Source organism: Ruegeria sp. BG6, from assembly GCF_056538465.1.
Window position 1 is genome coordinate 461,279 of the sequence record NZ_JBQFTB010000001.1, and the last position, 26,983, is coordinate 488,261.

Genomic DNA, 26,983 nt, shown 5'->3' on the forward strand with positions numbered 1-26,983 from the left:
CCAAGTGTACCTTGATTTGGAACAAAATAGGTACAGACATGAGCAAAACGATCACCGGGCCTGACGGTCAACCGCGCTGTGCCTGGTGTCAGGCCGCGCCGGAGTTCTTTGACTATCATGATCAGGAATGGGGCTATCCGGTCTCAGACGACCAGCGTCTATTCGAAAAATTGTGCCTTGAGAGCTTTCAGTCGGGACTGAGTTGGCGAACCATCCTGTCAAAGCGCGAACATTTTCGGGAAGCGTTTTGCGGCTTTGATTTCAACAGGATGGCAGAGTTTACTGAAGCAGACGTTGAACGCCTTTTGCAGAATGCGGGGATCATCCGGCACCGCGGCAAGATCGAGGCTGTCATCAACAACGCCCGCTGCGCTCAGGAACTGATCAGGGTTGAGGGTTCTCTGGCCGCATATGTCTGGCGGTATGAGGCTGAAACTCCCCCACCGCCGCAAACAGCGTCGACATCGCCGGAATCGGTCGCAATGTCGAAAGACCTGAAGAAACGCGGATGGAAGTTCGTGGGGCCTACCACCGTTTTCGCGTTCATGCAGGCCATGGGGTTGGTCAACGATCACGCCGAAGGCTGCATCATGCGTGAAAAAGCGGCGCAATTGCGCCGCGATTTCAAAGTTCCGGTTTTAGAATAAGTCAGACCGAAGCCTGATAGATCTTGTCGATGTTACCGCCCAAGGCCGCGTTGAATTCGGCATCGGACTGCTGTTTTAAAAGACCTTCGGTCAGCGCGCGCGAGAAGGAAGCGATCATCTTTCCATTCTGGTTCAACAGGTCGCAGGCCTGTTTTGTGGAATAGCCGCCCGACAGGGCCACAACCCGCAGAACGCGCGGGTGATCTGCCACTTCATCATACAGATTGGCTTCGCTTGGGATCGTCAGCTTCAGCATGACGTCCTGGCCCTCGGCCAACTGGTCCAGGTTCTTGAGGATCTCGGCTTTCAGGATGCTCTCAGCCTCGGCCTTGGTTTCCGAATGGATGTTCACCTCGGGTTCGACAATCGGGACCATGCCCGCGCTGATCACCTCGCGTGCGACGTCAAACTGTTGAGCCACAACAGCGGCAATACCTTCTGCGTTGGCCTCGTGAATGACCGAGCGTTCTTTTGTTCCAAAGACACCATCGGCCTTGGCCAGCGTTTCTGCCAGACCGGGGATCGGTTTCATCATCTGAACGCCGTTGGCCTGATCCTCCAGTCCCTTGTCGATTTTCAGAAATGGAACGATGCCCTTGGCCGACCACAGATAATCGGCGACCTTGCGGCCTTCGATTTCTTCGTTCAGGGTGCGTTCGAACAGGATAGCGCCAATCACCTTAGCTTTGGTGAAGTCGTCTGCCAGAATGATGCGTGCGCGCATCTTCTGGATTTCTCCGAACATCTCTTCTTCCGAGTTGTAGTCCGAGGCTTCAACACCATAAAGCGCCAGCGCCTTAGGTGTAGAACCGCCGCTTTGATCCAGTGCCGCGATGAAGCCTGCACCGTCGGACATTTGCGCGCGCTGTTCTGCTTTGGACATATCTGTTTCCTGTTCAATAATGATTCCGTGTTTTCCATCGCATACAACAAGGCGTTGACCGATGGTAGTTTGTTAGCGCTCAACCAGCCGCAGCCATATCCCGGCTTTCGAGCGAACGGTCAGATGCGCGACCGGAACAGGATCGCGTCCGGTCACCGGCTCAAACCGATAGTGCTTTAACAGCATCGACAGGATCAGCGGTCCTTCAATCATCGCGAACCCTGCCCCGGTACAAACCCGCGATCCGGCGGAGAAGGGAATGAAGGCGTGCCGCTGGCAGGTCCTGCCGTTTTCCGTCTCCCACCGCGCTGGATCAAAGGCATCCGGGTTTTCCCACAGGCGCTCATGACGGTGCAAATGCCACGGGCTGATAACAATTTGCGACCCCTGCGGGACGTCCCGATCTCTGAAACGCTCGGGACAGGTGGCTTCTCGCACCATCATGGGCACGGGTGGATAAAGGCGCAGGGTCTCGCGAAACACACTTCGACTGAGCTTCAAGCCTGAAACGGCGGCAAATGAAGGATCGTCCAATGCCGTCGCCTCTGCCGCGACCTTATCCTGCCATTCCGGATACAGCGCCATCAGATAAAGTGCCCAGGCCAGTGCCGAGGCGCTGGTTTCGTGCCCGGCCAGAAAGAAGATGGCCACCTGGTCGATCATCTCCTGCGTCCCGAAACAACGCCCTGTTTCCGGGTCCGACCTGGTCATGATCTTGGTTGCAAGGTCATCGGGTGCTTTCCCCAGGGCTATTGCCTCCGCCCGCTCGTCCGTGAGGCGTGCAATCAAGTCCCTGATTTCCCGCGCTGTCCTGCGGGTCTTGCGGGAATGAAACCGGGGCACCCAGCTAGGGACAGGTACAAAGGCCGCAAGGTTCAGCAGCGGTTGTTCCCGCTGATAGGTGCGAAACTTGTCAAAAACCTGTGCGGCCACCGTGTGTTCGATCGGAACAGAGAACAAAGTACGAAAAATCACATCTGCGGCGGCGTGACTGGTGATTTCTTCGCATTCGATATACTGGCCGCCGCGCGTTCGCAGTCGGTCAACACTGGCCTGCGCCGCTGCATACATGGCCGGAAACGTGTCCTTCAGCCGCCCCCCCTCAAACGCCGGATCAATGATGCGGCGTTGGCGTTTCCAGGTTTCGCCATTGGTCAAAAAGACGGAGTCGCCCAGCAGCGGGCGCAATCCCTCGCTGATCCGGCCGGACTTCGGAAAATCGTCGGGGCGTTGTTTCAGCACCAAATCAATGAGTTCAGGCTGATTGATCATGTAAGACCGAAAGAACGGCGTCCTGAACTCGGCCATCCAGGCCCGATACAAGCGTTGCGGTTGTGCCGAGAGGATATCCTGACGAAAGAGCTTCAGATAGCGCCACAAAGACACCTTGTCGGGACGAGAGACGGGTTTTGGTGGGGTCACGAGTGCACCGACGTGTAACCTGACACCGCCTCTTCGATCCGCGAACGCGATGGTGCCCGGTTGCGAAACCGTTCCCCCAATGTCAGTGGCCCGGCAGTGATACGGAAATAGTCATAATCGCCGGGCTCGTCGAAGGCGCAGAGATATTGAAAATGCAGTCGAAAAAACCGCCAGCGTAATGCCTTCCAACGGTCTGCTGAAAGGGTTTGCGTGAACGCAGCAGACAGAACCAAAGGCCAACGCTTATCAGATCCGGCGACGCCGCTGACGCACACAGGATCGCACAAGGCAAATGCGCAGCCGTCGCCCGGGGCCGAGACATCGATCCAAGTCAGGTCTGTCCTGGACGACATGAATTGTAGATCACTGCGCAACTGATGGGCATCGGGCAGAAAGGACACCATAGGGACCACCTGCCCCAATGTCAGAAAGGATAACACAGGTCCGTCTTCGGACACGGGTTCTGACCGCAATAGGTCGGCCAGAACCGATACGCCCAGATGCGCGCCCGAGCTGTGCCCGACCACCAGAACCTCGTCCACTTCTGTTTCCATAGCTTGCCCGATCAGTTCAACAAACTGGCGCATTCGAGATTGCATTTCCGGGGGCACACCGCCCCGTTCGCGCGAGGAATAGGCGTAGTCATGCATCAGGTAATAGGCAAACAGCCGGTTATCGATCTTTCGAAACCAGCGCAGCAAAACAAGCGCTACTACAAGCCCTGCTGCCAGACCGGGCCAACCCAGCAAGGTAAAACCGGCCCAGACCACGCCAAAAGCCGCCATCAGTTGCGCCAGCAACATGCCCACCGGGTAAAGCGCTGCAATCACCGGGCCTTTGCGCAAGCGCATCAGACGCCAAATTGCCCCCGTGGACAGGTAAATCCAGACCGTCCGCGCCAATTGAAGGTAAGTCGCGGCTATCGAGGTTTCCATGCTGTCGCGGACAATGTCTGACCAAACCAGAACTTCAAAATCGGTGTCGACCGCGACCCCGTCCTGACATGAGGAAACGTGCCAGCCATATGGACCGTCATTCGTTCGGGCCGACAACGAAATGTCATAACCGGAAATTTCACCCTGTGCGCGCCCTTCCCTTCGGTAAAGCTCGCGGTATCGACGCGGGTGAATGGGATCGTATCCCGGAATGTAGAACACCCGGCGCTTGCGCACCTGCAACTGGTTTTTCTGACTGCTCATGCTCGTACCTTCTGCGACGCAGGTTAGCGCAGCATTACGGCCAAGGTAAGATGGATCGGAAAATCAGCCCAGCGTTGCCAGCGCAGGAAAGGTTTCCAGCAGCCACCAGCTGAACTCGGTGAAAAGGCCGGTTATCAACATGATACCGACAAACAGAAGAAGCCCGCCCATCGCCTTTTCTATCGTACCCATGTAGGGCTTGATGCGGTTCATGACCGACATTGACCGGTTCAGGAACATAGCGGCCAGCAGGAACGGAATACCAAGCCCTGCGGCGTATATACCCAGCAGGAATGTTCCCCGGGCCACCGAAGCCTCGGACGCGGCCAGCGACAGAATGGCCCCCAATTGCGGTCCGATACAGGGCGTCCAGCCGAATGCAAACGCAAGGCCCAAAATGTAGGCTCCGAACACGGACCCGCTGGAATCGCCGGTTTCCATGCGCGCCTCGCGGTCGAGGATCGGAATGCGGAATACGTTCAGAAAGTGAAGCCCGAACACGATGACAACCGCGCCAGACAACTTGGCGAACAGTACCTGATTGGTCAGAACAAAGGCGCCAAAAGCTGAAGCTGTGAAGCCCAACAGCAAAAACACCGTCGACAGGCCCATGACAAAAAACAGGGCCGCCAGCGTTGCCTTGCGGCGGGCTTTGGTTTCATCCTGCATCTCGTTGATGGTCACACCACTCATATACGCCAGATACGGCGGAACGATCGGCAAAACGCAGGGTGACAGAAAACTGATCAACCCGCCGATCATGGCGATGAACATGGCAGGCAAAAGCCCCGCGTCGATGATTTCAATTCCGAACATGAAACAGCACATAGGGTATGAAACCGGCGGCGTCACGAGGCCATTCGGTCACATCCTCGTGCTTGCGTGCTGGACACCGTGACAAAGTGGAAATATCTGAACGATATGTCTGAACCGACCGAAACCCTTGATGCCTTGGGGCTGTTGTGCCCGTTGCCCGTGCTCAAAGCGCGCAAACGTCTGAAATCCATGCCGGCGGGTGCTGTGTTGCGCATGTTGGCCGACGATCCCGCTGCAATCATCGATGTCCCCCATTTCTGTGCGGAAAGCGGGCACAGCCTGCTGTCGCAGGAGGAAATCGACGGACACCAGGTTTATCTGATCCGGAAATCGGCCTGAATTTGAACTCACGAAGTAAATGAAAAAGGCGGGCTTTCCGCCCGCCTTCCGTATTATTGGCCCAACGACCACCATCCGCGCCGCTTGGGCTTTGGTGGCTGGGCGGGTTCACGTTCTTCGACCACGGTTTCCAGAACGGGTTCCGGAGTTTCCTCGGCAGCCTGTACGGGCTCCTCAACAACGGGTTCAGAGACGTCTTGTGCTGCGACCGGTTCAGCCTCCGGCTCCTCCGGAACGACAGGTTCCTCTTGCGCCGTTTCGTCCACCTGCGGTTCTGAGGTTTCTTCTTCCGCGCCCGACTCAGGTTCAGCCGCAGCAGTCTCCACTTTTTCCTCAGCTTCCTGCGGCTTATCCGCGGTTTCTTCCGAAACCGGTTGATCAGCCAGAGCCTCGGGTGCCTCTACAGGTGCCTCTGCAGCAACCTCGGCCTCGGCGTCCTTTTTGCGGCGACGAGGTGCGCGACGTTTCTTGGGCTTGGGTTCCGGCTTTTCACTTTCATCCTCACCCTCGGACACACTTGCATCCTGGGTTTCGACATCGGCAGCGGCCACTTCAGTTGCCTCCGATGGTGCATCGCCGTCATCAGACGCTGCTTCTGGGGTGTCAGATGCGCCGTTGTTCTTCTTGCGGCGACGGCGGCGGCGCTTGCGCTTTGGCTTGCTTTCGTCTTCCGCCTGTACCGTTTCTTCTTCCGGCTGATCCTCATCCGTCGCGTCAACCAGATCCATCAGGGACGCATCAACGGAAACGACTGGTGCGGTTGCCTCGGGAACGATCCGGCTGGCGGTCTTGAACTTCTCCAACGAGAAATCCGGGCTTACTAGATGCACATCGCCTTCGACCCGAACCGACAATCCATAACGCGATTCGATCTGGGCGATATGTTCGCGTTTCTGGTTCATCAGGAAGTTAGCGATGCTGACCGGGCACCGAACCAGCACCTCGCGCGAGCGGCGGCGAGTGCCTTCTTCTTCGATCTGACGCAGAATGGTCAGCGCCATGTTGTCGTCCGAGCGGATCAGTCCCGTACCATGGCAGGCAGGGCAAGGTTGCGTTGTCGCCTCCAGCATACCCGGACGCAGTCGCTGACGGCTCATCTCCAACAGACCAAAGCCCGAGATTCGGCCAACTTGAATGCGGGCCCGATCTGTCTTCAGCTTCTCTTTCAGACGCTTTTCGACAGAGGCGTTGTTCTTCCGCTCGTCCATGTCGATGAAGTCGATCACGATCAAACCAGCCAAATCGCGCAGACGCAACTGGCGCGCCACCTCTTCGGCAGCTTCAAGGTTCGTCTTGAGAGCGGTTTCCTCGATCGAGCCTTCCTTGGTGGCGCGACCCGAGTTCACGTCAATCGCAACCAGTGCCTCGGTGACGCCAATGACGATGTAGCCACCCGATTTCAGCTGCACGGTCGGGTTGAACATCCCCGCCAGGTAGCTTTCAACCTGGTAGCGCGCGAATAGCGGCAGCGCGTCTTCATACCGTCTCACGTTTTTGGCGTGTGACGGCATGATCATCTTCATGAAGTCCTTGGCGATGCGATATCCGCCCTCGCCTTCGACCAGAACCTCATCAATATCGCGATTATAGAGGTCGCGGATCGAGCGTTTGATCAGGTCGCCTTCTTCGTAAATTTTCGCAGGCGCGATGGACTGAAGTGTTAGTTCCCGGATCTGTTCCCACAGGCGCTGAAGGTATTCATAGTCCCGTTTGATTTCGGATTTGGTTCGCTTGGCGCCCGCGGTACGGATGATCAGACCCGCACCCGTCGGCACGTCGATTTCCGCCGCGATTTCCTTCAGCTTCTTCCGGTCTGGCGCATTGGTGATCTTGCGGCTGATCCCGCCGCCACGGGCGGTGTTTGGCATCAGTACACAGTAGCGCCCGGCCAGAGACAGATACGTGGTCAGAGCGGCACCCTTGTTGCCCCGTTCTTCCTTGACGACCTGAACCAGCAGAACCTGGCGAACCTTGATGACTTCCTGAATCTTATACCGACGCGGGCGCGGTTTGCGCGGCGGGCGGATATCTTCGCTGTCATCTTCATCCGCCACGGACTCGATCGTTTCATCCTTGGTGGAGGCATCCAGCAAAGCTTCGGAATCATCTGTGTCCTCGGAGCCTGCCCTGTCGTCCTCGGCGTCGTCCTCAACCGCTTCTTCAAGCTCTGAAGCTACGGCCTCTGCGTCGCCAGCCACATCTTCCGATGCAGCGGCTTCCGATCCATCTTCCGGCTCGGCCTCAGTTGGTTCTTCCCGGTCTGCTGTGTCGACGGTTTCGGCCTCCACTTCCTGCCCTGCATCCTCAGCCGCGCCTTCCGCCTCCTCAGGCGCGTCAGCATCGTCAACGGGTTCTTCAACCGGGGTTTCGCCGACAAGCTCAACCGGAGAGGTTCCTTCGGGAACGGACAGATCAACCGCCTCTTCACCTTCATCCAGATCGATCGTTTCCATACCCGTGGGTTCGGACGAAACCTCGATGCTCTCGACGGCATCGTCGGATTTCACATCCGCCGCCTTGGTCCGCGAACGGGACCGGCGCTTTTTGGGTTTGGATTCTTCGGCTTCGTCCCGCGCCTTCATCGTTTCGGCGTAGGCGCGTTCCTCTTCCATCAGCGCTTCACGGTCGGCGACAGGGATCTGATAGTAGTCCGGGTGGATCTCGGAAAACGCCAGAAAACCGTGTCGGTTTCCGCCGTAGTCCACAAACGCCGCCTGAAGCGACGGTTCAACCCGTGTTACTTTTGCAAGATAAATGTTGCCGGCAAGCTGACGTTTGTTTTCGGATTCAAAATCGAATTCCTCGACCTTGTTTCCGTCGACCACCACGACGCGGGTTTCCTCCGCGTGGGTGGCATCGATAAGCATTTTCTTAGCCATTTGTCCTTGGTGCACCGCGCCAAACGCGTTGTCCTTACCCGTCCGGGGGGACAGGCGCTTTTGGGGTGGTGTCTTGTCAGGGCGATATCGGACGGCGCGCGGCAGGGTCTGGCGCTTTGGCCCCCTGCCCGGTCACTCAATCGTTGCGCGCGCGTCATCGCGGTTCTTCTCCGACAGGCGCGGTCGTCCGCTACCTGCCCATTTATTCCTTTCACCCGCCATTTCACGGGTTAAGGCGTTCAGATGCCCCTATTGGGGCACAATCGGTCTGCGTCGCCTGGCGGGAAGGTGCACCACCTTTTGCGGCGTCGCAGCGAAACTCAAAGATTCGGGACTTTAGGGCGCAAAAACTGCCCTGCCCGTCCGGACACAATAAAAGCAGTCCTGTGGAAAAGACAATGGGCAAACTGCATCTGACCGCACGGACACATCCGACGCCCGGCTTATTCTGTTCAAAAATGCCTCAAGAGGGGGCTGGCCCCCTCTGAAATACGTCATAGATAGTCAGTACGTTGCAGGCCGTATTTGGCCATCTTTTCATTCAGTGTCCGACGCGGCAGGCACAATTCGTCCATAACAGACGCAATCGAACCTTTGTGGCGGCGCATGGTGTTGTCGATCAGCATCCGTTCAAACGCCTCGACATACTCTTTCAGCGGCTTGCCCTCGGTCGTCATCACCGGTTGCATCTCTTCATGATCAGACATCAGCAAAGACGCAATGGTTCCGGACCCACGCCGAGACTGCAAAACCGCGCGCTCGGCAATGTTGATCAGTTGACGCACATTTCCGGGCCATGGGGCTTGCAAAAGCTGCGCCGCCTCCTGCGCGCTGACCTGCGGCGCATCACAGCCATATTCTTCGGCGAATTGCTCGCTGAGACGTGTGAACAACGTCAGAATGTCCTCGCCCCGCTGGCGCAAAGGCGGCATGGTGATCCGCAAAGCCGCAAGACGATAGAACAGGTCGGGACGCAACACATCCTCGCTTGTCTTGCCGGCTTCCTGCAGGTTCGAGATCGCGACAATCCGTGTTTCGGCCGGAGTACCCTGATCGTTCATGACACTCAGCAGACGTGCCTGCAGTGTGTCGCTCAACGCCTCGACATCCTCCAGAACAAGCGTGCCGCCGCGCGCTTCTTCGATGGCTGGCAATTGTGCGTCTTCCGGCATCATCGGGCCAAACAAACGCTTGGACAGCGCCTCTTCCTCAAGCGCGGCACAGGACACTAAAACGAATTTCTTGCCCGCGCGGCTGCCCACTGCGTGCAGTGCATGCGCCACCAGCGTTTTGCCCGTGCCGGTCTCACCATCGATCAGAACGTGACCATCAGCCTGACCCAGATCGAGAATATCCTCGCGCAGGCGCTCCATCACCGGGCTGGCACCGATCAGCTTATTCATGATCTGCGTACCACCTGACAACTCGCGCCGCAGTGCGCGGTTATCCAGGGTCAAACGACGCGCATTGCTGGCGCGTTTTGCCAGTTCGGACATACGATCCGGATTGAACGGCTTTTCAAGGAAGTCGAACGCCCCAACCCGCATCGCCTCGACCGCCATCGGCACATCGCCGTGGCCCGTGATCATGATGACGGGCAACGTGCTGTCGGCCCCCATCAGCTTTTTCAGCAACTGAATGCCGTCCATTCCCGGCATCTTGATATCCGAAATGACGATACCGGGGTAATCCGGACCAAGAACCTTGAGCGCGTCTTCGGCGCTGGAAAAGGTCTCGGTGTCATATCCTGACAACGCCAGCCATTGGCTGATCGACTGGCGCATGTCCTGTTCGTCGTCCACAATGGCGATTTTCATGGCCTGTGCCATAGTCATTCCTCGTTATTCAGCGGCCTCAAGGCCGTCGCTTCCAAGTATCGGCAGCTGCATCTCGAAAACTGCACCACCGTGCTGTCCGTTGCGTGCGGTCAGCCGTCCGCCATGGTCGTTCACGATCCCCGACGAGATGGCAAGCCCCAGTCCAACACCGTCACCCGGCTGCTTGGTGGTGTAGAACGGTTCAAACAGGTTCTCGATATCTTCTATACCATACCCGTTGTCGCGCACCGTCAGTACCGCAGTATCGCCCGCCGCAAGGATAATTTCCACATCCGGGTCTGCCACCGATTTGGTGGCGTCCAGCGCGTTCCGCAAGAGGTTGACCATCACCTGTTCAATTCGCATCCGGTCGCCCATCACGACCACCGGCTCCTCGGGAAGAATTTGTGTGATCTTCACCTGCCGCTGGCGCAGTTGCGGCTCCATCATCGACAGGGACGAGGCCAGCGCTTCTCCAAGATTTACAGGGGAAAACGCGTCCGCTCCCTTGCGTGCATATGACTTGAGCTGCCGCGTGATCGCACCCATCCGTTCGATCAATCCGTCAATGCGGCCAAAGCTTGCAAGCGCTTCTTCCGGGCGGTTGCGGCGCAACAAAAGACGCGCGCCGGCCAGATAGGTTTTCATGGCGGCCAGCGGCTGGTTCAACTCGTGACTGACGGCGGCCGACATCTCACCCAAAGCGGCAAGTTTCGAGCTTTGGGCCAGCGTTTGTTCGGCCACTTCCAGTGTCTTTTCAACCCGTTCCCGCTCAGCGATTTCCCGCTGCAACCTTGCGTTCAATGCGCGAAGCTCTGCCGACTCGCGCTGAATCGATACCATCCGAACGGCCGCGCGTCGGCTGAGCGCATAGAAGGCCAGCGCCAGAAGAATCGCAAAGCCCATGATCTCCAGCGCCAAAACGCTGTTCACCTTCTCCCGGATCGAGGAATAAGTCGTGAAGGACGTCATCTGCCAGCCACGGAACGGAATTCGGGTCTCCATCCGCATCACAGCCTCACCTTGCAGATAGGCATCGGGCGGAAGGACCGTCCAGTCAGTGGTCGCGCGTATAGCACGCTGAATCGCGCCCTGCGGAGGCTGGCGCAGCATTGCGGCCTTTTCGTCCAGTCCCCGCCATTGCGGTTCGGTTGAAAGAATGATGGTGCCGGTGCTGTCCACGACCATGACAGCATCGGAGATCCCGGCCCAGGCGCGTTCAAATTTTTGCAGGTCGACCTCGACAACGATCACGCCCAGGGTCTCGGTTCCGGCTTCCATGCGACGGGAGTAGACAAAGCTGTAGCCGCCCGATTCCCGTTCGATCACGGTAAAGATCGTCGAGTTCGATCGCGCCGCATCGACAAAATAGGGCGAGTTGCGATGCAACTCACCCAGACGATTGCGGTCCGTGGCAGCGACCGAGCGACCATCACGGTCCAGCAGCATCAGCGAGGCCGCGCCGATCTCTTCAACGAAGGATATCAGGCGTTGGGTCGAAAGGGAAAAATCGCCCGACTGCAATGCCGCGATCAATGTCGGGTCGCGCGCCAGCAACTGCGGAACGATCGAATTTCTGCGCAGCTCGCTCAGCAGGTTTCCGGAATACAGGGTCAACCGCAACTCAGCCCGGTTGCGGGTGGATTCGGTAAACCTGTCTGTCAGTAAACGGTTCGTGACCCACACTGTGGCTGAGGCAGCGACCAGCAAAACGATAACCGCAACCCGCAACCGCCATCCAAGCGGCGCGCCGCGAAGCGGTTTCGCTATTTTGGGCATGTTCGTGGGCGCGACGGAGCTCATACGTGAAATTTACGCGTCCGGCGTTGCGACCTCAAGTCACGCTGGTGCCAAAACCCCGGACAATGCGCGGAACAACGCCGTTCCGTCGGTGCCGCCGTGCCCTTCGTCCGCTGCCCGCTCGGGATGGGGCATCATTCCGAGAACGCGACGGTTTTCCGAAAGAATGCCCGCAATATCGCCGACCGACCCGTTCGGGTTCTCGGCATAGGTAAACGCAATGCGGTCATGCTCTCGCAGCGTCGACAATGTTACGTCATCAGCGAAGTAATTTCCATCGTGATGAGCAATCGGAATTCCGATCACATCCCCCGAATTGTAGCCTTGCGTAAACGCGCTGTCGCTGGTTTCGACCTTTAGGCCAACTGTGCGGCAGATGTATTTCAACCCGGCATTGCGCAGAAGCGCCCCGGGCAGAATGCCGGTTTCAGTCAGAATCTGGAATCCATTGCAAACGCCAATGGCGTAACCACCACGCTTGGTGTGGTCAACAACGGCCTTGCAGATCGGCGACTGGGCCGCAATTGCACCGCAACGCAGGTAGTCGCCGTAAGAAAATCCGCCGGGCACACCGACAATGTCCACACCCTCGGGCAATGTGGCATCCTTGTGCCAGACCATCTCGACCTGGAAACCCGCCCGTTCAAAAGCAACTGCAAGGTCCCGATCGCAATTGGATCCGGGGAATACGATTACGGCTGCGCGCATGGCCGACCCTCCTTGATCAGATCCGAGAAAGCTCAGACCAGTTCGATTTCGTAGCGTTCGATGACCGTGTTAGCCAACAGCTTTTCGCACATCTCGGTGATGTCCGCCTCGGTCGCGCCGTCTGCAAGTTCCAGATCGATCACTTTGCCCTGACGCACGCTCTGGACCTGATCAAAGCCCATGGCACCCAATGCATGACGCACCGCTTCGCCCTGAGGGTCCAGTACCCCGTTCTTGAGCATGACATGCACCCGTGCTTTCATTTTCGAAACTCCACCTGTGGGGCGAAGGTCCAGGCCCCATTTCGTTGCGCGGGGGATAGCGCGGTTGTGGGCGCTGGACAACCCTTCTTGGCGGCTACGGGGTATGCAGTTTGACGCAGAGGCATCTGTCATCTTTTGAAAGAACCCCAGACATGCTCCAACACGCCGGATTGGCAACTGCCGAACTGAACAAAGAAAAAGCGCCCCCTCAACCGAGGCAGCGCTTTGTTCCAAATCGAACGGACCTGTTAGGTCAGTTGATCAATGTCGGCTTGGTCACGTTACTTTTGGGCAGAACGCCCAGACGCCGGGCAACCTCGGAGTAGGCGTCGGTCAAATTGCCCAGATCGCGCCGGAACACGTCTTTGTCGAGCTTCTGGCCGGTTTCGATGTCCCACAGGCGGCAGCTATCCGGGCTGATTTCATCCGCCACGAGCAAACGCTGAAAATCACCTTCGAAGACGCGGCCTATCTCGATCTTGAAGTCGATCAGACGGATACCCACAGCCAGCATCACACCGCTCATGAAATCGTTCACGCGCAGCGCCAGGCTGAGGATATCTTCCATATCCTGCTGGCTGGCCCAGCCAAAGGCCGCAATGTGTTCTTCCGAAACCAGCGGATCGCCGAGCGAGTCATCCTTGTAGCAGTACTCGATTATCGGGCGCGGCAACTGTGTCCCTTCGGCGATGCCCAGACGCTTGGACAGCGAGCCTGCGGCGTAGTTGCGAACGATCACTTCCAACGGCACAATCTCGCAGCTGCGCACAAGCTGCTCGCGCATGTTCAGACGGCGAATGAAATGGTTTGGCACGCCAATCTGCGTCAGGCCGGTCATGAAAAACTCGCTCAGGCGGTTGTTCAACACGCCTTTTCCGTCAATGACGTCTTTCTTTTCTGCGTTGAAAGCCGTGGCGTCATCCTTGAAATACTGAACGATTGTGCCCGGTTCCGGGCCTTCATACAGGATCTTGGCCTTGCCTTCATAGATTTTCTTGCGACGCGCCATGTGCGACCTTTCCAGTCTGCTGAGCGGGAATGAGTCCCCTCACGTTGGCGTTCTCATAGTCCAAGCCCCCCTTTCCCGCAAGTTCGTCAACCCGAGAGGCTTTGACGCAGCGCAAATCCCTTGCGTCCACAACGTGCAATAGTCATATCATGAAGACAGAATTCGAAACTCAAGGGGTCCCCGACAAATGACCACATTTGACGAACGTGAAGCCGCGTTTGAAAACAAATTCGCGCATGATGAAAAAATGCAGTTCATCGCCAGAATGCGCCGGAACCGCTTTATGGCCGTTTGGGCATCCACGCTTAAGGGTGAGACGGTAGAACAAGCCCGCAAATACGGTCAGGAACTGGTGCACACAGATCTTCAAAACGTAAGCGAAGACGACGTTGTCGACGCCGTCAAAGGGTATCTGGGCGACCTTGCTGACGAAAAGACCATCCGCGTAAAGATGGCTGAGTTGTTGGTGGAAGCCAAAGAGCAGGTCATGGCGGAAGTAAACATCTGACCTCCAAGATACAAAGCTCATGATCTTCATGAGTTTTATGAATTTGATTTAACGCCCCGGTCGTGAGACACGGGGTGTCTCAATTTTCAACGGTCGAATGCACCTTTATTCGGACGACTCGCATGACAAACGCGCTTAGCACACTTTTGGAAACCAAGGATGCCATTCTGGCGGACGGGGCAACCGGCACCAATCTGTTCAATATGGGACTGCAATCGGGCGACGCGCCGGAATTGTGGAATGTGGATGCACCGGACAAGATCAGGGCGCTGTACCAGGGATCCGTTGATGCCGGCAGCGATCTGTTTCTGACCAACACTTTTGGCGGAACAGCCTCGCGTCTGAAACTGCACGATGCACAGGATCGCGTTGCAGAACTGAACCGAATCGGCGCCGAACTGGGCCGTGAAGTCGCCGACAAATCAGGTCGCACGGTGATCGTCGCTGGGTCGGTCGGTCCCACCGGTGAAATCATGGAACCGGTCGGAAGCCTGTCACACGCGGATGCCGTCGAGATGTTTCATGAACAGGCCGAAGCCCTGAAAGCAGGCGGCGTAGATGTTCTCTGGCTGGAAACCATCAGCGCGCCCGAGGAATTCCGGGCCGCAGCAGAAGCATTCGCGCTGGCTGACATGCCCTGGTGCGGTACCATGAGCTTTGACACCGCGGGTCGCACCATGATGGGCGTGACATCGGCCGATTTTGCCTCGCTGGTTGAAACGTTGCCCAATCCGCCCGTGGCTTTCGGCGCCAATTGCGGGACCGGGGCGTCGGATATCCTTCGCACGGTGCTGGGTTTTGCGGCACAGGGAACAGAACGGCCTGTGATCTCGAAAGGGAATGCGGGCATACCGAAATATGTCAATGGTCACATCCACTATGACGGAACGCCCGAGTTGATGGGCCAGTACGCGGCCATGGCTCGTGACGCGGGGGCGACCATCATTGGCGGCTGTTGCGGCACGATGCCTGAGCATCTTCGTAAGATGCGCGAGGCGCTGGACACAACCGCACCGGGTGATCGACCGACACTGGATCAGATAACGGGCGCACTGGGTCCGTTCTCTTCAGCCTCTGACGGCACTGACGAGGATGCGGCAGTCCCGGACCGCCGCGCGCGCCGTCGCCGCCGGGCTTGAGCTTCAGCGCCCCTCGAATTTCGGGGGGCGTTTTTCCATGAATGCAACGACGCCTTCGGCAAAATCGCGGGTGCGACTGCAATCTCCCTGCAAATGAGCCTCGGTCGTCAATTGCTGCGTCAGGGATTTGTCGTAAGTTCCGCGAATGGCCTTCTTCATCGCAGCAAACGCAGCGGTTGGCCCATTGGCCAGATAAGACGCCCGCTTGCGCCAGTGCGCGTCAAACTCTGCATCACTGACGGATTCCCAGATCAGCCCCCAGTCATCGGCTTGACGCGCGGTGATCTTGTCCGCGAACAGCGCCGCGCCCATCGCTTTGGCCATCCCCATCTGACGCGGCATGAACCATGTACCGCCGGCATCCGGCAATAACCCGATCCGCGCAAATGCCTGCAAAAAATATGCACTTTCAGCCGCGATCACGACATCCGCGCACAAAGCCAGATTGGCCCCAGCCCCGGCGGCTGCCCCGTTTACCGCGGCGATTGTCGGAACCGGGCAATCGTGGATCGTTTCCAGCATCGGTTCGTATTCGTCGCGCAGAGATCTTTCCAGGTCGATCTTGCCAGTGCTCGAAGCATCCCCAAGATCCTGCCCCGAGCAAAACGCGTTGCCGGCCCCGGTTATCACGATCGCCCTGGCGCGACGGGCCGCATGCTTCATCGCATGCATGATTTCGGCCCGCATTTGCGTGGTCAGTGCGTTCATCTTATCCGGCCGGTTCAGCGTAAGAACCGCCAGATCATCCGCAATGTCCAGAAGGACCGTTTCGTATTCCATGTTTTCCTCCCAAACTCAGAACCCTGGGTGAACCTGATGGATAAATGCGGGAAGGAAAAGCTAAACCGAACGTCAGTCTTCGAGAATTTGGCGCAGACGCTCTTTCTCGTCCTCGCTCAGGGCGTCTGCTTCGGACGCGCCCTGCCCTTGTGACCGCTTTCGCAAGAAGTTCCAGCCCATTCCGGCGGCAATCAGCAGCATTATGGGACCGGCCAGCCAAAGCATCAGGTTTGACCCGGTCACTTTCGGCTTCAAAAGAACATATTCGCCGTAACGGTCAACGATATAGGCCACAGCCTCTTCGTCGCTGTCCCCGGCCACCAGCCGCTCACGCAACAACAGGCGCAAATCGCGCGCCAGTTCGGCATTGCTTTCATCAATGCTTTCATTTCGGCAGACAAGGCAGCGCAACCCGGTGCTGATGTCGCGTGCCCGCGCTTCGAGTGCCGGGTCATCCAACACTTCATCCGGTTGAACAGCCATCAACGGGGAAGCAACAAGCATCAGGATCAGAGCCAGACGTCTCATTCCGCAGGTACTCCGCCAGCCGGGGACTTGCGGGCGCCGGCAGCCACACGAAAACGACGATCAGACAGGCTGAGAACTCCGCCAAGCGACATCAGAATACACCCGCCCCAGATCCAGTTCGCCAGTGGTTTGATGTAGGTTCGCATGACCCAACCGCCATCGGCCTGCTGGTCGCCGATCACGACATACACATCCCGCAGGAAACGATAGTCGATCGCCGCTTCGGTCGTGGGCATCCGCGCCACGGGATAGTCGCGTTTTTCCGGATGCAGCGTTGCGATGGGCCGCCCGTTCTTTTCAACGATTACATCTGCCATGGTCGAGAAGTAGTTCGGCCCCTGTACCCGGCGCACATCATTCAGGGTCAGGGTGAACTGCCCGACTTCGAATGGCTGGCCCGGTTGCGCAACACGTATGTCTTCGACTTCCCACGCGGTCAGTCCCGCAATGGCAAATATCGTCACCCCCAACCCTGTATGAGCGACCGCCTTGCCCCAATCCGCACCGGGCAGACGCACCAGGCGGTTCAGGTTGTTTTTGCGGCCCGTGCGGCTCCACAAATCCACGATTGCACCGAAAGTGATCCATGCGCCAAGGAACAGACCAACCGGCCCCAAAGCGCTGCGTCCTGTCTGCATCGCCCAGACCAAAAACGCCAGCGCAAGCGCCAGCAGAAACGCGTAGCGCAGCGACCAGGCCGTTTTGCCAAGCTTGCCCCGTTTCCAGGGCAGCATGGCACCAACGGGCAACGCAATGCCCAACGCGACCATGAAGGGCGTAAAGGCCGCATTGAAGAAAGGTGCCCCAACAGAAAGCTTCCGATCAAAGGCCATTTCCGCCACCATCGGCCACATGGTTCCCACAAAGACGACAAAACAGCTGACAGCCAGAAGGATGTTGTTCAGTATCAACGCGCTTTCGCGGCTGACCATGCCAAACACACCCTTCGCCTCCATTGCCTGTGCGCGGGTGGCAAACAGGGTCAGCGAACCGCCGATGAAGAAAATCAGAATAAGCAGGATGAACACGCCCCGTTCCGGGTCGTTCGCAAAAGCGTGAACCGAGGTCAGCAGGCCGGACCGTACGATGAAGGTTCCGATCAGCGAAAATCCGAAGGCTATAATGGCCAACAGGATCGTCCAGCTTTTGAGGGATTCGCGTTTTTCGACAACAATTGCCGAATGCAGCAATGCGGCAGCCAGCAGCCACGGCATGAACGAGGCATTTTCAACCGGATCCCAAAACCAGAAACCGCCCCAGCCCAGTTCATAGTAGGCCCACCATGACCCCAGCGCGATGCCGATCGTCAGAAACACCCAGGCCGCCAATGTCCATGGCCGGACCCAACGCCCCCATGCCGCGTCGATTCTGCCCTCGATGAGGGCGGCAACGGCAAAGCTGAAAGCCATGCTCAGTCCGACATACCCCAGATACAGGAACGGCGGGTGGAACGCGAGGCCGGGATCCTGCAGCAGCGGGTTCAGGTCGCGACCGTCAAACGGCGCGATGACCAACCTGTCAAACGGGTTCGAAGTGAACAGAATAAAGGCGAAAAACGCGACAGCAATGGCCGATTGAACCGCCAGCACGCGCGCCTTGAGCGTTGGCGGCAGACCGCCCCCGAAGAAAGCGGCCATGGCACCGAAAATGGTAACAATCAGCACCCACAACAGCATCGAACCTTCGTGGTTCCCCCAGGTGCCGCTGATCTTGTACAGCATCGGCTTGGCGGAATGACTGTTCTCTACCACGATACGCAGCGAAAAGTCCGACGTGATGAAGGCCCAGGTCAGCGCACCAAATGAGAACGCGGTCAACAAGAACTGAGAGATCGCAGCCGGTTCCGCAAATGCCATCCAGCCGGTCCATCGTTTTGCAGCGCCGATCAAGGGCACCACGCTTTGAACGATGGCGACAAAGAAGGCGAGGATCAGGGCAAAGTGGCCAAGTTCTGTAATCATGGCCAACGATATAAACCTGTCGCGCGGCAAGCACCAACAACAATCGCCAGGATTTGGCGCACATAGTGTCGCGGGTCAGGCACCGCGCAGGCGCATCCAGTCCTCCAATGCGCGGTTTTCGTCAAGGTCAACGGCCGCCTCGACTTCGGGTTGGTCCGCTCCGGCGTCTACATGCGTCGGCATATCCTTGTCCAACGTTTGCAGGGTTCTGAGATTCTCGACGACGACAGGAACCCGTGTCATACCGGCGGCAATTTCCCGTTGCAGATCCTGCACTTTGCTGTGGTGACGCGCGCCAAAATAAAAGGAAACGATTACCCCCAACAGCCACCACAAAGGTTCAGGTACAAGCGCAATCCCCTGCATGCGGGCCGCAAACCAGATCGGGTCGACCATGGCCGCCACAAACAATCCCAACGTCCCCAAAGCCAGCGCCGGTCGCGGAACTCGGTTCAACCCATCCATAAACCGATCGAATGCACCTTTTTGCACTTTGTGAAACTCAGCGCCGAACTGAGACATCGCCTGCCCTTGGACCGTTACGGACCGCTCAGCTGCCGCATCGGCGTTCTCGTGGAAAACTTCGACTGTTTCCCGCACAAGATTTCGCCCGCCCCCGAACAGAAATGCCAATACGCCCGAAATCAGTCCCATCGTGCAACTCTCCTTTGAAATTCCGCGTCGCTTAGGTGGTAGTCGGTTGAAAGGAATTCTTCCGCCCGTCGAATCCAGCCCCCTTTTCCCCCAGACCGGGTGCGCGCATATTTGCGGGACTCAGGACGCCGATCTGCCAGTTGAAAGTAGTAGTTTCGTCGGGCGACACCGTACGCGTCACACAGCGCCGCCGCATCAGGCATCGCCGCTTCCCGGCAAGCTTCTGCCGTCTGCGGACCAACCACGCCATCCACCGTGACCGCGAAACCCATTTGCACCAACAACCGTTGCAGGATTCGGACGGCATGCGCACCGGCATTTACGTACATGTCAAAAACAGTCGCGTGCAGCATTTCTGGCAACAACCCAAGGCGGGGTTCCTCGAAATAGTATTGCAGAAAGATCTCAACTGCCTGATTTCGCGACAATGCACGCACGTCAGCGTGCGAAATCTCTCCGTCTCCGGTCAGGTCCAATCCCAACCGCCTCAGCGTGCTGATTGTAACACCGAACTTCGTGGGTCCGCCGGGGTCATCCGGATCATCCACATACCCGCCTTCCCGTGCCACTATGCCCCTGGCGATTTGCCGAACCGTCTGCATGCCGACCTCATACCAACTTTCAGGTCAGACGGTCAGTCAAAGGCATTAACAACGCGCAAAAAGAAAGGGCGCTGCATGTCCGTCACATGCAACGCCCTACTTCTTTTTGTTCAAGGTTACGCTGCCGCCGGAGGCATGCGGATCAGCTGAGGTCAGCTCTCATCGGCCTCTTTGTAGACCCCTTGTTCCTTCAAGGCATCCACGACCTCTTTCGGCATATAGGTCTCATCGTGTTTTGCCAGTATTTCAGTGGCTTCAAAGACACCGTTCACGTAACTTCCGGTTCCCACCATACCCTGATTTTCCGAAAACAGGTCCGGCAGTACACCCGTGAATGCCACTTTGACGGCTTCGCCGCCGTCTGTGACGCTGAAATAGACCGTCTCGCCCTGCCCGCGAATGATTGACCCTTCTTCGACCAGCCCGCCAATCCGGAATACTTCGGTCGGTTTGGGAGGTTCCGCGATGACCTGACTTGGCGAGCGGAAAAAGTTGATGCCGTCCCGCATGGCGTACCCAATCAACGCCGTCGACAATGCCAGGGCAACAGCTGCCAGCAAAATGATCTGTACACGACGGCGTTTCTTGAGCGTTTTCATCTTTTCCTCACGGGAACAACGGGGCCATCATCAGCCCGGCGGTTTCATTTTCACCTAACATCAGGTTGGCGTTCTGCAAGGCTTGGCCACTGCTACCTTTTGTCAGGTTATCAAGTGCCGCGACCACAATCGCGCGACGTTCAATCCGATCTGCAACCACGCCGATATGGCAGAAGTTTGACCCCCTAACATGGTGGGTCGAAGGCGTTTCACCAAAGGGAAGCACCTGCAGAAACGGCTCTGCTTCATAGGCCTTGCTCAGTGTTTCATAGATGCTGTGCGGGTCGCCCTTCACATAGGTCGTTGCCAAAATCCCCCGATTGGCGGGGATCAGATGCGGCGTGAACTGCACATGCACGGTCCGCCCCGCCAGTTTCGAGAACTCCTGATCGAACTCCCCCAGGTGACGGTGCGTCCCGCCTACGGCATAGGCGTTGTACCCTTCACTGAGCTCTGCGTGCAAAAGGTTTTCTTTCAACGACCGACCCGCCCCTGAAACGGCGCATTTCAGGTCGAGAATGATGTCATCGAGATCAACCACACCCGCTGTTATCAGCGGCCGCAATGCGTATTGCCCTGTCGCCGCGTTGCATCCTGTGCCAGCAACCAGTCGCGCAGCCCGGATTTCATCGCGGTAGAATTCGGTCAAGCCGTAAACAGCCTCTTCCTGCTGTTCCAATGCAGCGTGCGGGTTGCCGTACCATTTCTCGTATTCCGCCGGGTCGCGCAGGCGGAAATCGGCGGACAGGTCGATAATCTTCAGGTTTTTCGGCAGATCACGGATTATTTCCTGGCTGGTTTTGTGCGGCAATGCGCAGAAACACAGGTCAATCTGCGAGAAATCAATTTCCGAAATCTTGCACAGATCCGGCAGGTTCATATGCCTCAGATGTGGGAAAACCTGCGCCATAGGCTGCCCAGCCTTACGTTCAGCGGCCAGAGCGGTGATTTCCATATTCGGGTGCTCGGCGATCAGCCGCACCAGTTCCGCACCGGTATAGCCGGAAGCGCCAAGAATTGCGATTTTGTGGGTCATGTCAGACCTCTTGCATGAGTGTGTCACATATCACGACCGCCGATGTGACGGTCATCGGATTAAGGAATGGGTGTCCGGGCGTCCTTGACCTAAGTCAGGCCGCCTCAAATGTGATTTGTCGTCGGAGAAACTGAGTCGCCCGATCGCTGACAATGCCGGGTTTGCCGGTCGTCAGAAACCCGCCCCCGCCCGAGCCAAGCATGTTCGGATGGCGTTGCAGGTAATCCGCAAGGCTTTCCGCCACCAGATCTCCCTGACTGAACACCTGAACATCCGGACCAAGCGCCTGCTGAAACGTTTCGGCCATCAAAGGGTAATGCGTGCACCCCAGAATGGCGGCCTGTGGTTCGGGCATCTTCCGCTTCAGGGCATCCACGTGGCTGCGCACCAGCGCTTCGGCCAGAATCATGTCGCCATCTTCGATCGCGTCAACAACACCGCCACATGCCTGCGCCTCGACATCTACACCGATGGCACGGAAGGCCAGTTCCCGCTGAAACGCACGACTTGAAACGGTGGCCGGGGTCGCAAACAGCGCGACATGCTTCACGGCGACCTCTCGCGGGGGCGAGTTGTCGCCCCATTGGCGTTCCGTCAGGGCCTCGATTAGCGGCACAAAGACGCCGAGAACCCGCTTGCCGTCGGGCACGCCCTCTTCCTGCATCCGCCGCAACGCAGCCGCGCTGGCGGTGTTGCAGGCGAGAATCACCAGATCACAGCCCTTTGCCCACAGGCCATGCACTGCCTTGCGGGTCAGTTGATAGATATCCTCGGCATCGCGCACGCCGTATGGTGCATGCGAACTGTCTGCGAAATACAGGAAATCCACGTCCGGCAGACGTTTCCGCGCGGCGTCCAGAACGGTCAGCCCGCCGAGACCAGAATCAAATATACCTACTGCCATTTGCCCCTTCAGGCGCGATGCCGTTCCTCGAATTCATACCCGTAGTCATAGGACTTTAACGGTTTCGGAGACAGCTCATACGTCGCTTTGCGCAAGAAATCCATCATCTTGCGCGTGTCCTTGCCCAAAGGGTCCAGAACATCCCGGCCAATGGGCTCACCGATGACCACCTTGACCGGCGTGTCGACCCGCTTCTTGAACTCTTTGATCAGCAACCCCATGCGCAGCGTATTGTGCAAATGACTGGCAATCTGAAACAGGCGTGAGGTGTGCCCGTCAAAAAAAACCGGTACAACCGTTGCATTCGATTTCGCAACCATTCGGGCCGTAAAACCGCGCCAGCCCGGATCCATCGGGTGCGATAACGGTTTGGCTCCGGTGCTGACCGTTCCGCCCGGGAAGATCCCGATGGCACCGTCACTACCCAGATAATCCAAGGTCGTCTTCCGCGTTTCGAGGTTTAGCCTCATCGCCTCCTTCGTATTATCGAACGAAATTGGCAGGATGATACGATTCAGATCCTCGGCCTTTGTGAATACATGATTGGCCAATATCCGAAAATCTCCGCGCGTCTGAGACAGGATGTGGCCCATCATCAGACCATCCAGAATTCCGTACGGATGATTTGCAATCAGGATCAGCGGCCCGTCAGCGGGTATGTTCGACAAAGATCCGCCGACGATATCCAGTGACAATCCGTACCGGTCGACCATAACCGCCCAGAAATCCCGGCCGTTGGCGACTTCGCGCTCGTACCCATCCGCCCGTTTGATCAGACGCAAACGCCCGGTCGTATTCTCCATAAGCTTGATGACCATCTTCCCGCCTCTGGTCTCGGCGGAATAGGCATAGGAAATGTCACGGGCGACATGACGGCGCGAAGGCATGCGATACTCCGGTCTGTTTCACGCAATTTAGGTGCAGGTGAGCCTTTTGCACAGATGCCGTTACAGGATTATGACATGTCATTCGGCCGCGGCACGCATCTCGGGACCGCCGTCGCGGATGATCGCCAGCAATTCCTCGCGCTTTTTGGCTGCTTTGGCTTCGTTCTCCCTCAGAACGGGTCCAAATCCGCGAATCTCCAGCGGAAGCCGCGCAAGGGCCGCAAATGCGTCACGTGTTTCTGCGGTGATCAATGGCGTGATCTCACGCAGGTCGGATTCGTACTGACGGATCAATGCACGTTCCATCTTGCGTTCGGCACTGTAACCAAAAATGTCGAAGGGTGTACCGCGCAGGAATTTCAGTTTGGACAGAAGCTTCATCGGTCCAAGCATCCATTCCCCAAAAGCACGCTTGCGCGGTCGCCCGTTCGGTCCGGTCCCTCCCATTATTGGCGGCGCCAGATGAAAGGTCATCCTGAAGTCGCCGTCGAACTCGGACTTTGCCTGTACCCGGCTATCCAGAAGAAGGCGAGCAACCTCATATTCGTCCTTGTAGGACAGCAGTTTGTGATAACCTTTGGCCACAGCCTCGCGAACCGAGGCGTCCTCGAAAGCGTCAACCACCTTGCGGTAGCGTTTTGCCAGACGATTGCCCTGATATTTCTTCAGATGATCGGTCCTGAAGTCGATCATCTGCTCCAGCGATTTGGGCAACTCTGCAACGGAAGGCGACAGTATCGCATCGACTTCCTGGGAATGCAGAACTGCCCACCGGCCAACATCAAAGGCGCGTTTGTTGCGTTCGACCGCAGTGCCGTTCAGTTCGATGGCTTGCAGAACGGCCTGATGTGAAACCGGCAGTAGACCCTTTTGCCAGGCAGCACCAAGGACCATCATGTTTGAATAGATCGAATCTCCCATGACAGCGCGCGCCAGCTCGGTTGCATCAAACATCGAAACGCCGTCCTTCAATCGCGCCTGCAGCGCCAGTTCCAGCCGGTCGCTGGGGATCTGGAAATCGGTGTCCCGGGTGAAGTCGCCGGTGATCGTTTCATGGCTATTGACCACCGCGCCGGTTTGGCCGGTTCGGGTCAGACCCAGTGTTTTGGCCCCGGCAGACACGACCAGATCGCCGCCAATCAGCGCATGTGCTTCGCCGGTCGCGACGCGGATGGCACTGATGTCTTCAGGACGGTTGGCCAACCGGCAATGGATGTGCACCGCACCGCCTTTTTGCGCCAAACCCGCCATTTCCATCATGCCAGCACCCTTGCCGTCGATCTGGGCCGCCTGAGCCAGAATGGCACCCAGCGTCACAACCCCGGTGCCGCCGACGCCAGTGATGACAACGTTATGAGTTCCATCAATACGCGGAAGTTGCGGCATAGGCAGATCGGGCAAGTCGATCTCGGTCGTCGCTTCCTTTCGGATCTGAGCGCCTTCCAACGTCACGAATGAAGGGCAAAACCCGTTGAGGCAGGAAAAATCCTTGTTGCAGCTGGACTGATCAATGGCGCGCTTGCGACCAAGTTCCGTGTTCTTCGGAATGATCGAGACACAGTTCGACTGAACACCGCAATCCCCGCAGCCTTCGCAGATGTCAGTGTTAATGAACACCCGCTTATCCGGGTCGGGAAATGTTCCGCGCTTGCGGCGGCGGCGTTTTTCGGCGGCGCAGGTCTGCACGTAGACAATAACCGACACGCCCTCGATCTCGCGAAAACGTTCCTGCACCAGCATAAGTTCGGCGCGCTCGAAGGTTTCGACATTAGCGGGCAGCGCCTTGAAGTTCACGTCTTCCTTTTCGTCATAAACAACAGCCACCGTCTGAACGCCCATTGCCTTGACCTCGGCCACAATACGTTCGGCCGTCAGACCGCCTTCATTGTCCTGCCCGCCGGTCATGGCAACTGCATCGTTGAAAAGGATCTTGAAGGTGATGTTTGTCCCCGCCGACAATGCCGCCCGGATCGCCTGAACGCCCGAGTGGTTGTAGGTTCCGTCCCCAAGGTTCTGGAACACATGCTTGGTGGTCGAAAACGGCGCTTCCCCAATCCAGTTTGCGCCTTCACCGCCCATCTGAGTGAACCCTGTCGTCTCACGATCCATCCACTGAACCATGTAGTGGCAGCCGATACCGGCATAAGCGCGGCTTCCCGTCGGCACGCGGGTAGAACTGTTGTGCGGGCAACCCGAACAGAAATATGGCAGGCGCGTCGCGATTTCCTGGGCGTTGTCGGCCCTGCGGGCTTCGGACAGTTTTGCCAGCCCGGCGCGAACGCCGTCTGTATCGTGCCCCTCTTCGATCAGGATCTCACCGATTTTCTCGGCGATCATGATCGGATCCAGCGCGCCGCGTGTCGGGAACAGTTCTTCTCGGTGCAAGGTGCCGGCACCGCCCTTGTACCAGCCATAGACACGGCGGCCGCGGCGATCGTCGAAAATGGCCTCTTTGACCTGAACCTCGATCAGCTTGCGCTTTTCCTCGACAATCACGATCAGATCCAGGCCTTCAGCCCAGTCGTGGAACCCAACCATGTCCAGCGGGAAGGTCTGCCCCACCTTATAGGTGGTAATGCCCAGCCGCTCGGCCTCGTTTGCGTCGATGTTCAGCAGGGACATGGCATGGGTCAGGTCCAGCCAGTTTTTGCCCGCCGCAACAAACCCGATTTTCGCGCCCGGCTTACCCCAGATACGCTTGTCCAGTTTGTTGGCATGAGAGAAGGTTTCCGCCGCAAAACGCTTGAAGTCGATAATGCGCCCTTCCTGCAGGTGAGGCGTGTCGCCCAAACGGATGTTCAACCCGCCCTCGGGCATGTCGAACTCGGGCATCACCAGCCCCATGCGATCCGGGCTGCCGTCCACGACGGAAGTCACCTCGATCGTGTCTTTCATCGTCTTCAAGCCAACCCAAACGCCGGCAAAACGGCTGAGCGCAAAGCCGTAGATACCGTAATCCAGGATCTCCTGAACACCTGCCGGGCTGACCACAGGCATGTACATGTCGACCAGAGACCATTCCGACTGGTGCAACACGGTCGAGCTCTCACCGGTGTGATCGTCGCCCATTGCCATCAGCACACCGCCATGGCGCGCGGTTCCGGCCATATTCGCATGCCGCATCACGTCACCGGACCGGTCCACGCCCGGACCCTTGCCGTACCACAACCCGAACACGCCGTCGTACCGGCCGTCTCCTCGCAACCCGGCCTGCTGGCTGCCCCACAGGGCTGTTGCCGCCAGATCCTCGTTCAGACCGAACTGAAAGGTGACATCGCTTTCCGAAAGCTCTTTTTGCGCTCGCATCATCTGCTGATCGACCGCCCCAAGCGGCGAACCACGATAGCCCGTCACCAGTCCGGCGGTGTTCAAACCCGCCTTCTGGTCGCGCGCTTTTTGCATCAGCATCAGCCGAACAAGCGCCTGCGTTCCGTTCAGAAGAACGGGATTTCTGGTCAGATCAAAGCGGTCATTCAGCGTAATCTTAGGCTCGCTCATCGGACGCCTCCCCTCGTCAGATCAGGTTGCTAACTTAACACATATTTTAGGTCATAATTTCTGACCTGTATAGACGCTATCCTCTGAATTGTAACGATTTCACAG

24 protein-coding genes are annotated in these 26,983 nt (G+C 57.7%); 4 read left to right on the plus strand and 20 right to left on the minus strand.

The window, feature by feature from the left end:
• Window positions 1-38 precede the first annotated feature (38 nt).
• Complete coding sequence (locus ACR0JW_RS02350) at window positions 39-647, plus strand: DNA-3-methyladenine glycosylase I (RefSeq protein WP_170824556.1); 609 nt, start codon at window positions 39-41, stop codon at window positions 645-647.
• 1 nt (window position 648) lies between these two features.
• On the opposite strand, the gene ACR0JW_RS02355 is transcribed toward ACR0JW_RS02350, so the two are convergent.
• The 4 genes from ACR0JW_RS02355 to ACR0JW_RS02370 form a co-directional block, all read right to left on the minus strand.
• Entirely contained in the window at window positions 649-1,530 is an 882-nt protein-coding gene (locus ACR0JW_RS02355; RefSeq protein ID WP_170676989.1) for a fructose bisphosphate aldolase, read from the minus strand.
• Between the two features lie 72 nt (window positions 1,531-1,602).
• Window positions 1,603-2,952: a cytochrome P450 gene (locus tag ACR0JW_RS02360; RefSeq protein ID WP_480713550.1), complete on the minus strand. Its 1,350-nt coding sequence runs from the start codon at window positions 2,950-2,952 to the stop codon at window positions 1,603-1,605.
• Window positions 2,949-4,151, minus strand: a complete 1,203-nt coding sequence (locus ACR0JW_RS02365; RefSeq protein ID WP_170676985.1) for a hypothetical protein — start codon at window positions 4,149-4,151, stop codon at window positions 2,949-2,951. The genes ACR0JW_RS02360 and ACR0JW_RS02365 overlap by 4 nt, the downstream gene beginning before the upstream one ends.
• Before the next feature lie 63 nt (window positions 4,152-4,214).
• Window positions 4,215-4,967, minus strand: coding sequence for a cytochrome c biogenesis CcdA family protein (locus ACR0JW_RS02370; protein ID WP_170615107.1), 753 nt, complete (start codon window positions 4,965-4,967; stop codon window positions 4,215-4,217).
• A gap of 105 nt (window positions 4,968-5,072) precedes the next feature.
• Between ACR0JW_RS02370 and ACR0JW_RS02375 the strand changes: the two genes are divergently transcribed.
• Window positions 5,073-5,306: a sulfurtransferase TusA family protein gene (locus tag ACR0JW_RS02375; RefSeq protein ID WP_170676984.1), complete on the plus strand. Its 234-nt coding sequence runs from the start codon at window positions 5,073-5,075 to the stop codon at window positions 5,304-5,306.
• Between the two features lie 53 nt (window positions 5,307-5,359).
• Here the strand turns inward: ACR0JW_RS02375 and ACR0JW_RS02380 are convergent, their stop codons facing one another.
• The 6 genes from ACR0JW_RS02380 to purC all read right to left on the minus strand — a co-directional run bounded on the left by ACR0JW_RS02380 (window position 5,360) and on the right by purC (window position 13,782).
• On the minus strand, window positions 5,360-8,185 hold the full coding sequence (locus tag ACR0JW_RS02380; protein WP_480713551.1) for an Rne/Rng family ribonuclease: 2,826 nt from the start codon (window positions 8,183-8,185) through the stop codon (window positions 5,360-5,362).
• A gap of 494 nt (window positions 8,186-8,679) precedes the next feature.
• Entirely contained in the window at window positions 8,680-10,014 is a 1,335-nt protein-coding gene (locus ACR0JW_RS02385) for a sigma-54-dependent transcriptional regulator (RefSeq protein ID WP_480713632.1), read from the minus strand.
• Window positions 10,015-10,026: 12 nt separating this feature from the next.
• Window positions 10,027-11,781 (minus strand): ATP-binding protein, encoded by a 1,755-nt coding sequence (locus ACR0JW_RS02390; RefSeq protein WP_170676980.1) that lies wholly within the window; start codon window positions 11,779-11,781, stop codon window positions 10,027-10,029.
• 60 nt (window positions 11,782-11,841) lie between these two features.
• Window positions 11,842-12,510, minus strand: coding sequence for a phosphoribosylformylglycinamidine synthase subunit PurQ (gene purQ, locus ACR0JW_RS02395; protein ID WP_170676978.1), 669 nt, complete (start codon window positions 12,508-12,510; stop codon window positions 11,842-11,844).
• 32 nt (window positions 12,511-12,542) lie between these two features.
• Window positions 12,543-12,773, minus strand: a complete 231-nt coding sequence (gene purS, locus ACR0JW_RS02400; RefSeq protein ID WP_170676976.1) for a phosphoribosylformylglycinamidine synthase subunit PurS — start codon at window positions 12,771-12,773, stop codon at window positions 12,543-12,545.
• 253 nt (window positions 12,774-13,026) lie between these two features.
• A complete protein-coding gene (purC, locus tag ACR0JW_RS02405) occupies window positions 13,027-13,782 on the minus strand; it encodes a phosphoribosylaminoimidazolesuccinocarboxamide synthase (RefSeq protein ID WP_170616901.1) in 756 nt (251 codons plus the stop codon).
• Window positions 13,783-13,969: 187 nt separating this feature from the next.
• Here purC and ACR0JW_RS02410 point away from each other — a divergent pair, with 187 nt between their 5' ends.
• Together ACR0JW_RS02410 and bmt are read left to right on the plus strand one after the other, a co-directional pair.
• Window positions 13,970-14,290 (plus strand): DUF1476 domain-containing protein, encoded by a 321-nt coding sequence (locus tag ACR0JW_RS02410; protein ID WP_170616899.1) that lies wholly within the window; start codon window positions 13,970-13,972, stop codon window positions 14,288-14,290.
• Window positions 14,291-14,412: 122 nt separating this feature from the next.
• Window positions 14,413-15,429 carry a betaine--homocysteine S-methyltransferase gene (gene bmt, locus ACR0JW_RS02415; protein ID WP_170616897.1) on the plus strand — a complete coding sequence of 339 codons (1,017 nt, stop codon included), beginning with the start codon at window positions 14,413-14,415 and terminating at the stop codon, window positions 15,427-15,429.
• Window positions 15,430-15,432: 3 nt separating this feature from the next.
• Here the strand turns inward: bmt and ACR0JW_RS02420 are convergent, their stop codons facing one another.
• The 10 genes from ACR0JW_RS02420 to ACR0JW_RS02465 form a co-directional block, all read right to left on the minus strand.
• The gene (locus tag ACR0JW_RS02420) at window positions 15,433-16,209 is read right to left on the minus strand and encodes an enoyl-CoA hydratase-related protein (protein ID WP_170616895.1); all 777 of its coding nucleotides are present in this window, start codon (window positions 16,207-16,209) and stop codon (window positions 15,433-15,435) included.
• Between the two features lie 72 nt (window positions 16,210-16,281).
• On the minus strand, window positions 16,282-16,737 hold the full coding sequence (locus tag ACR0JW_RS02425; RefSeq protein WP_170619002.1) for a cytochrome c-type biogenesis protein: 456 nt from the start codon (window positions 16,735-16,737) through the stop codon (window positions 16,282-16,284).
• Window positions 16,734-18,698, minus strand: coding sequence for a heme lyase CcmF/NrfE family subunit (locus ACR0JW_RS02430; RefSeq protein WP_170676973.1), 1,965 nt, complete (start codon window positions 18,696-18,698; stop codon window positions 16,734-16,736). Before ACR0JW_RS02430 ends, ACR0JW_RS02425 begins: the two co-directional genes overlap by 4 nt.
• Window positions 18,699-18,773: 75 nt before the next feature.
• Window positions 18,774-19,352 carry a holin family protein gene (locus ACR0JW_RS02435; protein WP_170676970.1) on the minus strand — a complete coding sequence of 193 codons (579 nt, stop codon included), beginning with the start codon at window positions 19,350-19,352 and terminating at the stop codon, window positions 18,774-18,776.
• Window positions 19,343-19,954: a holin-associated N-acetylmuramidase gene (locus ACR0JW_RS02440; RefSeq protein ID WP_170676969.1), complete on the minus strand. Its 612-nt coding sequence runs from the start codon at window positions 19,952-19,954 to the stop codon at window positions 19,343-19,345. The genes ACR0JW_RS02435 and ACR0JW_RS02440 overlap by 10 nt, the downstream gene beginning before the upstream one ends.
• A 152-nt stretch (window positions 19,955-20,106) precedes the next feature.
• On the minus strand, window positions 20,107-20,553 hold the full coding sequence (gene ccmE, locus ACR0JW_RS02445; protein WP_170676966.1) for a cytochrome c maturation protein CcmE: 447 nt from the start codon (window positions 20,551-20,553) through the stop codon (window positions 20,107-20,109).
• Between the two features lie 7 nt (window positions 20,554-20,560).
• Window positions 20,561-21,589, minus strand: coding sequence for an N-acetyl-gamma-glutamyl-phosphate reductase (argC, locus tag ACR0JW_RS02450; protein WP_170616885.1), 1,029 nt, complete (start codon window positions 21,587-21,589; stop codon window positions 20,561-20,563).
• 94 nt (window positions 21,590-21,683) lie between these two features.
• Complete coding sequence (locus ACR0JW_RS02455; RefSeq protein WP_170676964.1) at window positions 21,684-22,493, minus strand: aspartate/glutamate racemase family protein; 810 nt, start codon at window positions 22,491-22,493, stop codon at window positions 21,684-21,686.
• 8 nt (window positions 22,494-22,501) lie between these two features.
• Complete coding sequence (locus ACR0JW_RS02460; protein WP_480713552.1) at window positions 22,502-23,380, minus strand: lysophospholipid acyltransferase family protein; 879 nt, start codon at window positions 23,378-23,380, stop codon at window positions 22,502-22,504.
• A gap of 78 nt (window positions 23,381-23,458) precedes the next feature.
• Window positions 23,459-26,878, minus strand: a complete 3,420-nt coding sequence (locus ACR0JW_RS02465) for an indolepyruvate ferredoxin oxidoreductase family protein (RefSeq protein ID WP_480713553.1) — start codon at window positions 26,876-26,878, stop codon at window positions 23,459-23,461.
• Between the last annotated feature and the right edge of the window lie 105 nt (window positions 26,879-26,983).